At 47.7% G+C, this 10,148-nt stretch carries 9 protein-coding genes; all 9 read right to left on the bottom strand.

Annotation, left to right across the window (positions count from 1 at the left end):
• The coding region (locus OEY64_01860) for a hypothetical protein (protein ID MDH5541689.1) at positions 1–327 on the bottom strand (327 nt) is incomplete at its 3' end.
• 60 nt (positions 328–387) lie between these two features.
• Positions 388–3,324 carry a fused MFS/spermidine synthase gene (locus OEY64_01855; GenBank protein MDH5541688.1) on the bottom strand — a complete coding sequence of 979 codons (2,937 nt, stop codon included), beginning with the start codon at positions 3,322–3,324 and terminating at the stop codon, positions 388–390.
• Positions 3,321–4,334, bottom strand: coding sequence for a hypothetical protein (locus OEY64_01850; GenBank protein MDH5541687.1), 1,014 nt, complete (start codon positions 4,332–4,334; stop codon positions 3,321–3,323). Before OEY64_01850 ends, OEY64_01855 begins: the two co-directional genes overlap by 4 nt.
• 21 nt (positions 4,335–4,355) lie before the next feature.
• The gene (locus OEY64_01845; GenBank protein MDH5541686.1) at positions 4,356–5,696 is read right to left on the bottom strand and encodes a hypothetical protein; all 1,341 of its coding nucleotides are present in this window, start codon (positions 5,694–5,696) and stop codon (positions 4,356–4,358) included.
• Positions 5,674–6,396: a hypothetical protein gene (locus OEY64_01840; GenBank protein MDH5541685.1), complete on the bottom strand. Its 723-nt coding sequence runs from the start codon at positions 6,394–6,396 to the stop codon at positions 5,674–5,676. The genes OEY64_01845 and OEY64_01840 overlap by 23 nt, the downstream gene beginning before the upstream one ends.
• Before the next feature lie 40 nt (positions 6,397–6,436).
• Entirely contained in the window at positions 6,437–7,072 is a 636-nt protein-coding gene (locus OEY64_01835) for a cytochrome b N-terminal domain-containing protein (protein ID MDH5541684.1), read from the bottom strand.
• Position 7,073: 1 nt separating this feature from the next.
• Complete coding sequence (locus OEY64_01830; GenBank protein ID MDH5541683.1) at positions 7,074–7,577, bottom strand: hypothetical protein; 504 nt, start codon at positions 7,575–7,577, stop codon at positions 7,074–7,076.
• 86 nt (positions 7,578–7,663) lie between these two features.
• The gene (locus tag OEY64_01825; protein MDH5541682.1) at positions 7,664–9,463 is read right to left on the bottom strand and encodes a beta-propeller fold lactonase family protein; all 1,800 of its coding nucleotides are present in this window, start codon (positions 9,461–9,463) and stop codon (positions 7,664–7,666) included.
• Positions 9,464–9,485: 22 nt separating this feature from the next.
• Positions 9,486–9,917: a hypothetical protein gene (locus tag OEY64_01820; GenBank protein ID MDH5541681.1), complete on the bottom strand. Its 432-nt coding sequence runs from the start codon at positions 9,915–9,917 to the stop codon at positions 9,486–9,488.
• Positions 9,918–10,148 lie beyond the last annotated feature (231 nt).

The raw sequence follows: 10,148 nt of genomic DNA, 5'->3' as shown, positions 1-10,148 counted from the left end.
GATCTCACTCATCTGCGCCCTCAGGAAATATGCCTCGCCTATTGTTGAATCGAGTTTTATAGCCATATCCAGATCCTTCGTGCCACTTTCCATGTCTCCAAGGCCCATTGTCGCCTTTCCCCTAAGAGTATAAGCTTTCGCATGTTTTGGGTCGGCTTTTATCGCTTCGGTAGTCAATTCAACAGCCTTCTGATATCCGGCGCTTCCATAGGCGTTCATTGCCTGTCGATAAAGCTGTTCAGCCTTTTGAGAGCCCCCCCCTTTTGAGGGTTGAAAAGCTTCAGAAGTAGTATATCCAAAGGTAACGATACAAATTACCAAAAACAATTTTCGCATATTCCCTCCCCTTTTTCGCTACATTATACAGTAAGATTTCCCGCCGTCCATCTAAACGGGGGGTACCGATTCCTTCATTATTTTAGTAAGTTCCGATATAGCCTTTAAAATGGCTTCCTGCTCGTTTGTTGTGGCCGCAAGCTGTAACGCTTTTAAATACAGATCTTTTGCCTCAGCATGTCGCTCCATTCTGAAGCCGTAGAGCCCCGCCAAATTTACTATTGCGAGGAAGTATTCGCTGTCGAGACTTATCGCCTTTTTAAACTCGGCCTCCGCTTCCGCGGTCCTGTTTCCACCTGCCAGGAGCATGCCGTTTAGAAAATGGAGCTGAGGTTTGAACCAGCCGTAGATATCAAGGTGGCGCGTGTCATCGAGCATTTTTAATCCAGGCTCGATTTTCCCTTTTGCCACAGCGAAATTCAAAGCTTCGAGATTTAAATTAATAAGTGCAAACCTGGAATCAGAATTCTCTTTTTCAATTTCCAGCGATTTTTCGAAAAAGGATGCGGCTTCCCCCCTTCGGTTGTCATTCAAGGCTACTCTCCCCCGGTAAAACACCTCCTGCGATTTCATATATCTAACGGCAATCTTTTCATCCTCGGGATCGGAATATCTCACGTTCGGAATGCTTTTCGTTTTCAGAAGGTTCTCAAGGTTCCTCCCCATTATCTCCAGCCCCAGCAGATGCGCACGGGGGGCGGAGAATTCGGTGATCGGATGGTCATCTACCAGCGATTTCGCGCCAGCTGTGAAAGCCCTGATACCTTCGCTATCCGTCATGTATGTGGCCAAAAGCTGGTATGGATTGATAATCCCTATCTCCCCCAAACTTGCCGCGACGAAAGGATTTTTCATTTCAGCGGCGATTTGATCAAAATCGAGATTAATTTTCTCTACGGAACCAACCATGATGGCGTCCCATTTCGTGTACCACATGTTGGTATTCGGAAAGACCTCGTGAAACGTCGCGACCAGCGACCTGAAATCGGACTCGGATAAATGGTGAAGAGGTATCCACTGGGAGACTATCCCCCCCTTCTTCAGTCTCAATTTGCAGAGCTCGTAAAATTCCTTCGTATAGAGGCTTATGATACCTGCATTCGAAGGTGGAGGCGGCTCCGCAGTTATAAAATCGAACTTCCTACGCGTGGTCAGGAGAAAATTCCTCCCATCTTCCTCTACCAGGCGAAGTTTCTCATTCTTCATGATGTTCAGGTTGCCCTCGGCAAAACTTTCGCCCGCGTTAAAAACCTCGCGGGATATATCAACTGCCGTAATTTTTTCTACCCTGTGGGCCGATACCGCGCCGGCTGTCGAACCTGTGCCAAAGCATATTACAAGCACCTCTTTGGGGTCGTTATGTAAAAGCAGCGGAATATGGGCCTGAAGCCTCTCCAGCTGCAGCGCATCCCGAAACGATCCCGCAATCGGATCGCCGTTTATCCACAGCCTTTTGACAGGTTTGCTGGCGATAGTCATCCCCGACTGCCTGTTGGATACTAGAACGGATGCCGAGGCCCCCTCCTCATAGTATTCCACTACGCTCCCCCCTTCCAGCTTCTGTATGCTGAGGAAATAGCTGATGTCGCCAGCATAAAGTAGCAACGCGGTGAATGGTGCCAGGATGAGAAGTATTAATCCGCCTGCAGGAACCCTCAGTTTCGGTGACCTGGAAAAGATCAGGTATCCGCCACCTGCTATCACAAGCCATGAGATAAATATGAAAGCCTTATGTATCCCCATGACCGGGATGAAGAGATAGCCCGCTGCCAGCGCCCCCAGCACGCATCCAATCGTATTGACGGCGTATACCCTCCCCACATCTCCGCCAAGGCTCTCCTTGCTGGAGGCATAGGCCTTTACTACCAGTGGAAATCCGGCTCCCATAAGGAAGGTGCATGGAAAAACAATAATGAGCGCGAAGAGGATTGCAGATGCCATGACTTTCCCGCCTGGGATAAGAGATGCAAGCAGGCCGTTATCGCTGACAAAGAGCGAAAGTATCTCTATCAGGTCGGCGTTCTTCGCCAAGAGAGCCATGGAGAGGAGCGCGAACAGCCCTATCCCTATCTGAAAAAAGGCGAAGTTCGATACATTCCTTGAATCTTCCTTCCCGATAAACCTTGAGCCGAGAGCGCTCCCAAGACCGATCCCGAGCAGAAATATCGCAAGGATCAGCGCGAATGCGTAGGTAGTATTGTTGAGCAGGAGTACCAGCATCCGGGTCCAGAGTACCTGAAGCCCCATTGCGGTAAAACCCGATATTCCGAACACAGCGAGGAGAGCGACGTCGATCTTTGGTTCCTCTGATCCGGTTCTCTTTTTAGTCTTCAGCACTTTGACGTCGGAGAGGAACCAGCTCTTTTCCCCAGCCAGTCCCCATATGGTTGCACCCAGAATGATGTTTATCACCGCGCCTGTCCGAAGCGTGGCGGTCAAGCCAAATGTCTCTATCATCCAGAATCCTGCGAGAATACAACCTGCCATTGCCCCCAGCGTGTTTACCGCGTAGAGCCTTCCGGTATTACCGCTAGTCACCTCCTCGTGTTCGGCGAAATATCTCGAGAGCGCCGGGAGGGTCCCCCCCATCAGCGTAGCCGGAACAATGAGAACCCCAACAGCAAGAATGAATCTTATCAGTATAACAAGTGGGGAAGCTCCATCTGCGCCTGGATGTACCGCAATGTAAACCTTTTCAAGTATAAGGAGCCAGAGCGGAAACAGAAGAAGATAGGCGCCAAGCGCAACTTCGAGTGCGGCGTAAAGTCTGGCAGGGGCCATCCCCTCGTTCAGCTTCCTTCCAAAAAATTCCGCACCGGCACCCAATCCCCCCATGAAGGCTACGAGAACGGCGCTCACGGCATAGATGCTTACGCCAAACAGCAACGACAATTGTCTGGCCCATACAACCTCGTATGCAAGGCCAACCGCGCCTGAGAAGAAAAATGCCAGGTATATGGCGGTGGTTACTCCCCCCTTACTGTTCATTTGAATAGATTGTCAGGCACATTGACCTTGACCTTAAGTTTCTTTGAAAGCTCACCGGCCATCTTTACGTCAAGATGCCCTATCTTGGATGTTGCGACTTCAGAAAACCAGACGCTTCCGTCCGGCGCGATCCCCAGAGATACAGGCTGGGATTTCATTGTAGGTAGATCAAAAGTCTGCGTCAGACCCCCTGAGGCCGAACTGAACTTCACAAGCCTGTTATCGGTGTGCTGTGAAAGCCAAATATTGTTATTCTTATCAATTGCCAGTTCCTTTGTCCCTTTATTCTTCGGGATCGGAAAATCCACCGATTTCCCGGTAAGGGTGTCAAACTTGACCATCCGGTTATCTATCATTCGCAGATACCATATGAATCCATCTGAATCTACAACGGTGCCAAGGGCGGACTGCATATATTCACCGACTGGATACTCCTTGAATCTTTCGGTTTTCGGATCGAATTTTGTCAGATTGTTCCCTGCCCTCTCAACAAACCATATGTTCCCTACTTTATCTTCTGCAAGGTCATAGGAATTGCTGTTCTTTGTAGGGATCTTGAATTCCGTAAATTTTTCAACTGTTGGATTGAACCTTATGAGAAGATCGTTATTCCATCCCAAAACCCAGACTATCCCGTTTCTGGCAATGCGTATTGATGCTGGTTTCGTATTCCTTGTCGGGATAAGGTACTCTTTGAATTTTTTTGTCTTGACGTCGAATTTCGCCAGGACGGATGAATCTTCCTGAGTAAACCAGATATCCCCATTCTGATCTATGTCAGTGTCGATTGCGCCGCTTTTTGACGTCGGGATGGCAAATTCTTCCAGTTCCTTCGTCTTCGGATTGAATTTCGAAAGGCGATTCGCTTTGTATTGGAGGAACCAGACGCTACCATCATCTGCAACGCTAATGCCAGTTGGATAGGCATGTTCGGTAGGCAGGCTGTACTCTGATATCAGCTCTCCTGAATGGGAAACGGCTGGTGCGAGGAGGAAAATCAATCCCGCCAAAATTCTACGCGGCAACATGGGTCAATTCTTTTTTGCTTTTCTGGAAAACGCAAATCCCGCAATAAGAACCACTGCAAAAAGCCCTATTGCCAAAAATACCGGCAATCTCCTCTTGCCTGATTTTTTCCCGGCTTTGGCATTTTCTTCCTTTTCCATATCGGAGATTGCGGAACTCCCTCCGTTTTCCGGGACAGTGGATCTTACTACCCTGGCTATCTTGTTGGCGTCCCTGCCGCTTTCCGTAAACCAGATATCCCCGGCGGAATCCAAATCCATGCTCATCGGCTGTGAGTTTGCCGTCGGTATTGCGAAGATCGACCAGGTAAGCTTTACAGTATCAAAATAGCCGAACCTGTTCATCATGCTGTCTACCACCCAAACCTTGTCGTCATCAGCCGGCGCGATTGCCTGTGGAACCGTGTTTTTTCCAGGCATGGTAACCACGCTGAAAATACCTGGATCCGGCATAAGCACACCAAGCTGTTGCGCGCGGAGCTGGCAGAACCATATGTATCCCTTTTTATCCAACCTCATATTTCCGGGCTGTGCCTGAGGAATGCCGATCGGGAATCTCCTCAGCTTTTTTTCTGTTGGATTATATCGCGCCAGATAGTTCCCGGAAACGTCGCCAATCCATACGTTGTCGTCCTTGTCTATTACCATCCCCATGAGATTGACCCCTTGCTCAAGCCTAATCTCGACGATCTTTTTCTTTTCAAAATCAAGGCGGGCGAGTTTTCCCCCATTCTTCTCAACGAACCAGATATTCCCCTTTGAATCTTCGGCAAGGTCATACGGTCTAGCGTCTTCAGTAGGGAGAATAAACTCGGTAAACTCCTCCTTGTCCGGCTCGAAACGAACAATGCTGTTGCCGAGATGAGTAACAAACCAGATTATATCGTTCTTGCCGACAATCAGATTGCCGGGGCTTCCGACACTGTATACATTAAGAGATTCAATTGGAGAATCTTTCACCTCCTGATTGTATTCCCACTCCGAAGAAGGGAGATCCTTCGTGGAAGGTATCCTGTACTCCTTGATCTCATTTGTTCCGGGAGTTAGCACCCCTACGGAATTTCCTGCCATTTCGGTAAACCATACCCTGTCTTTGGAATCAACGGCAAGACCTGTCGGCATGCTGTATTTTGTGGGAATACGGTACTCGAAAACATCAGGCGCCGTAGACGATTTTGACGGTTCAACAATAGTGATTTTGGGCGCAACAACTCCGCTCAACCTCTCATTGTCATTATTCGCGCTGTGTGCCGTTGGCACGGAGACCAATAACAAAACCAGAAGAGCCTGAGCAATAACAGTTTTTGCGATTCGTCCCACCCTGCTACCAGGTGAAGGTTGGTTCATACATATGCCTCATTTGCCAGTTTGCGTCCTTGTACCCACCCTCGGTGTCTCCAGTATCCTGAAAAAATCTTCCTGAATTCCCTTCGAGACTTTCCTTGCCGGCCCTGTATTTGCCGACGCCGATCTGCCTCGCTCTATCGACCATATAGTAGTTGAAAACATCAATTGGCGGTATCGCCATTCTGTGTCCCATGGCGGGATTGTGGCACGAATCACAACCAAGTATCTTCGCCTGATGTCCCGTAGCAACAAAACTGAATCCAAGGACGAGGGCAAACGCCAACGCCGGGATCCCGTAAATAAAGCTTCTCTTTATCCCTTTTGGAAGCTGTTTGGCACTTTCCATAAAACTGTTCAACTTCGGAATTTTCCCTAAATATTTCGCAAGCGGAAGCTTGTCCAGATATGGAAGTAGAATAAAGAAAATAAGAGCTAGAATCGGTATTACTGTCATGAACACGAGGTACTTTTTCATCCTCCCCTTGAAATACCAGAACGGCATCCAGAAAAGGAGGAAAACCCATTCAGGCCCTGGAACATTTTCCCCGTCATCCGGCATAGGTATGACCATAGGAGCATCATCCGGCACCGGATATAAAGTCGCAAGCAAGCTGACTATGATGAGCACCACAACCATCACTCCTGACAGCGTCAGCAGATAGTGCGGCCACCATTTTGCATCTTTTCTTCCCCAAAACATTATCTTACAATCTCCATTTTTTTCAGATTAACAAGCGCGTTTACGCGCGATCTGACAACCCCAGTTTGCGGACAAGCACTATGTGGATCAGCAGAAAGAAAAACAGCACCACCGGCAATAAAATGATATGGACGGCGTAGTTTCTGCCAAGTGTAAAGCTTGAGAGGACCAATCCCTTAAGGCTGTCGCCAATAAGCGGAATGCTGTCGATCCAGTCTGCCCAGATGATAAGTTCCCAGTAGCTTCTCCAATCCCAGGGAACGATGATCCCGGAAATAAGGAGAAGAATAAAGAGGCCGGCAAGAATGATCCCAACCCACCATGTAAGCTCGCGTGGAGCGCGGTAAGCGCGACGTGACATAACGTGTATCGCATGGATAAACAGAAAGAATATCCCCGCAGTAGAACTGTATCGATGCACGTTACGAAACAGCGCGCCAAATGTTGTGGTATTGCACATGGTTTTTATGCTCTCATGAGCCAGTTCTGGAACCGGAACGTAGTACATTGTCATGTAAAAACCGGTAATAACCTGAATTATAATACAGCCGATCGTTAGTCCGCCGAACAGGTGCCAAAAGCTGGCGCTCTCAGGCAAAGAGTATTCGATATGTTCTTTATAGAATCCCTTTACTCCAAGTCTTACATCCAGCCAATCAATAACTTTATTCATCATTTTATTGTTCCTGGTTCTCCCCATCCGGGGAATTCGCCTCTGCGGGCGCATTCAGATATTCGGATTCATCGATGGTATCCGCCATGAAGTCTATCTTCCATTCGTTTGAATCCTTGTCAAGTATGAGATTGACATTACTCGTAGTGGAAAAGTAATCGCCAAAAGTTGATGGCGTCTGTACTTCCATAATAACCTTTGCGACCATATCCCCTTTTGAATCCGGAGCAACCGGGACAACGGTCTCCATAATAGAGATTTTTGAATCCCTGTTGTAGGTATCGGTCCACTTCCTGAAATCATTCGGATCAAGCCCTCGGTACTTGGTGCTGACCATATTGAAGGCCTCCCTGTTCGCGATCTTGCCACCATCCTTTAACAGGTCATAAAAATGCAGTACAACCTGATCTGGCGGAGTTGCAGGCATGGAACTGGCTTTTTTGCCGGAGCATCCTATATACACCGCGACCATCAGGATCGCGCAAATTATCCGTACCGAAGATTTCATTATTCCTCAATAAAAAAAAGAGACCGGGCTGTTACACCCGGTCTCGTTATAAGTCCAATACATCTCAATAATATTGAGACATCAGCCTATATGGTGGGTTCGTTACCCTCTTTGAGCTTGTTAAGGAGCCTGTTTGTACCAACAAGCCACTCGCGCTCTCCCTCGTCTACCAGCTGTTCCTGCTGTGCTACGCGGTCGTAGTCACCAACTGCAAGAGAAGCCTGTTTTCCTTTCGGATCAACGAAGAAGGTACCGCGCATCTCAAGGTGCAACGGACCACAGAAGTGCTGGCAGTAGAACTCGTACTCGCCCGCTCTATCTGCTTCAAACTCGGCAACAGCCGACATACCGCGAGGACCAATGATCATGGTCCTGAAGCCGTAGTGACCGTATATTGCCATACCCATCGTAACGTCCGGGTTCTTTGTAAGACCGGCCGCTTTGTCGATGTTTGTGAAGATTATGCGGACTTTCGCGCCCTGAGGAACGTGGATAAACCTTGGAACATAACCGTATGAGAAGGCTTTTATGCGAATAACATGAACATCGCCTTCTTTTGTTATACCAGGTTTACCGTTATCCCTTGCGATCCAGTATTTCTTGGTGTTTTTCCAGTGAGCAGGCTCAAGCTGAGGCCTTGTTTTGCTGTTGACACCAGGTCCAACATCAAAGCTTACATGGTAGTCACCAAGGTTATAACCTTTCGAGAAGAGCTCTTCGCCCTTACCGGTGTTCCACCTCTGAATGTAGGATGCGAAAATCATCCTTCCTTCATGCGGCTCGCCGTCAACAGGGATGATCTTAACGGACTTACCGTATGTGTCGGAAGACTCGTCGATATCCTGAAGCTCGAAGTTAACTGCGAAAACGATACCGGTCGGAGTAAAGAGACCGGTGGAGAACTTGTTCTGCGAAACATAGTACCCGTTGTCAGGAGCTATTGAGTTGTGACCAACGCGGTAGTGAATCGGGAACTCGTCAACCAACTGCATTCTCTGCATATCGAGTTTCGAAGTAGAGTCAGACACGAAGCAGGAAATGTAGTCGTACTTTCCAAGCGTGTCGAACTGGTTGTGAAGCGGACCCGCACCAACAGGAATAACTTTTGCGACCCTGAGCTGTTCCACGTCGATAACCGAAATGGTAGCTGAGAGTTTATCGCAGACTGCTACGATCCTGTTTGTCGGGCTTACGTTCGTACCGTGTGGGTTCTTACCAACTGGAATCTCTTTAATAAGCTTAAAGGGATCCTGGCTGAACACCATAATAGCCGAGTGATAATAGTTTCCGGAGAAAACGTATTTACCATCTTTGCTGGTGTCAGGATAGTCCGGTGCGCTAGGTGCAGGCGGAATATCAAGAACTGTGGTAGCGCCATCTTCAAGGCGAAGCTTGAGCATTTTACCGGTAAGCTCTCCAGTTGCGAAGAGGTATTTACCGTTCGGTGCAAGAGCCGCACTGTGATGGATACCAAAAGGTTTCGGCAGAGCGAAAATTCTCTCAACCCAACCTGTCTGCAGGTTTACCTCGGCAATTGTGTCGGAACCCTTATCGGAAACATAGAGATATTTACCGTCCGGAGTACCGTTGTTGTTACCTGCGTTTGATCCCGAAAATGGGAAGTTGTGCAAGTCAACACCACACCTGATGTGCCTGTAGGTCCTCATTGAAGGTATACCGATAACGCCCAGAGCACCGTCAACACCACCCGCATCATAAAGAATTGCGTAGTCGCGTAACGGGGAGTCGTTATCCTGGCCTTCTGTTACGTGCCAATCGCGTTTATCAAACTCGGTCAGCACTACTTTTTTAGCTTCTGCCGTTGTGCTCCATGAAAACACGGACGCAACAGCTATCGCCATAAAATAGGCAACATATTTTTTCAAAGTCACTCACCCCCTCAAATTTTTATTTTACGTTCTCATGTTTGTAATACACTTTTGCTTTCGCATCAGCAGCCAATCTCTTTACGAGGTAGTCATTCTTATCAAGAATGTCTATCCTTACAGCGTTCCACTTGCCACCTTTGTACCATCCGTACGCAGCAACAAGGTCACCCTTTTTGAGCTCAGAGAATTTCTTGAACTCGCCTCGTGAAGCGGTCATAACATAACAATTCGGTAACAGGTCCAAAGTATAGGTTTTTGATTTCTCTTCGAACTGGGTAGCTATCGTCAACTGCTTGTTTCCGATGCTTGTAATCTCACCTATCTGCAGAGTATCTGTTATGGCTGAACCACCACCAAGAACCCTAGCTATAGCTGGTTTTGCGGCAAAAGCTGTTACAGCTAAAGTAACTGCAAAAACCATTGCACCAAGAATACTTAATTTTTTCACCATCTCACCCCCTTTTTAAGTTAACTTTTTTCACTACTAGTACTGTGTTCCCTTAAAGACACTTCCTACCTCAAGAAGATGAGGTGAAGTGGGAATAATATACCAAACGTAAACCCTATAACTCCATCTTTTTTTTTATTATTTTTGTCTGCAATTTCAAACGTTTGCCACCTATTTCTCCAAACTGGATTCAGCCTAATGTAACGTTAAACACCATTTTTTTTCAACTACGCA

The sequence above is a fragment of the Nitrospinota bacterium genome, assembly GCA_029881495.1.
In the GTDB taxonomy this organism is placed as follows: Bacteria; Nitrospinota_A; UBA7883; order JACRGQ01; family JACRGQ01; genus JAOUMJ01.
Note: the sequence above shows the minus strand (reverse complement) of the source record. Positions and strands in the feature narration are given on the sequence as shown.

Coding starts and splice junctions, on each gene's coding strand:
- OEY64_01855 (MDH5541688.1), bottom strand. CDS start 3,324: ATGAACAGTAAGGGGGGAGTAACCACCGCCATATACCTGGCATTTTTC.
- OEY64_01845 (MDH5541686.1), bottom strand. CDS start 5,696: ATGAACCAACCTTCACCTGGTAGCAGGGTGGGACGAATCGCAAAAACT.
- OEY64_01840 (MDH5541685.1), bottom strand. CDS start 6,396: ATGTTTTGGGGAAGAAAAGATGCAAAATGGTGGCCGCACTATCTGCTG.
- OEY64_01835 (MDH5541684.1), bottom strand. CDS start 7,072: ATGATGAATAAAGTTATTGATTGGCTGGATGTAAGACTTGGAGTAAAG.
- OEY64_01830 (MDH5541683.1), bottom strand. CDS start 7,577: ATGAAATCTTCGGTACGGATAATTTGCGCGATCCTGATGGTCGCGGTG.
- OEY64_01820 (MDH5541681.1), bottom strand. CDS start 9,917: ATGGTGAAAAAATTAAGTATTCTTGGTGCAATGGTTTTTGCAGTTACT.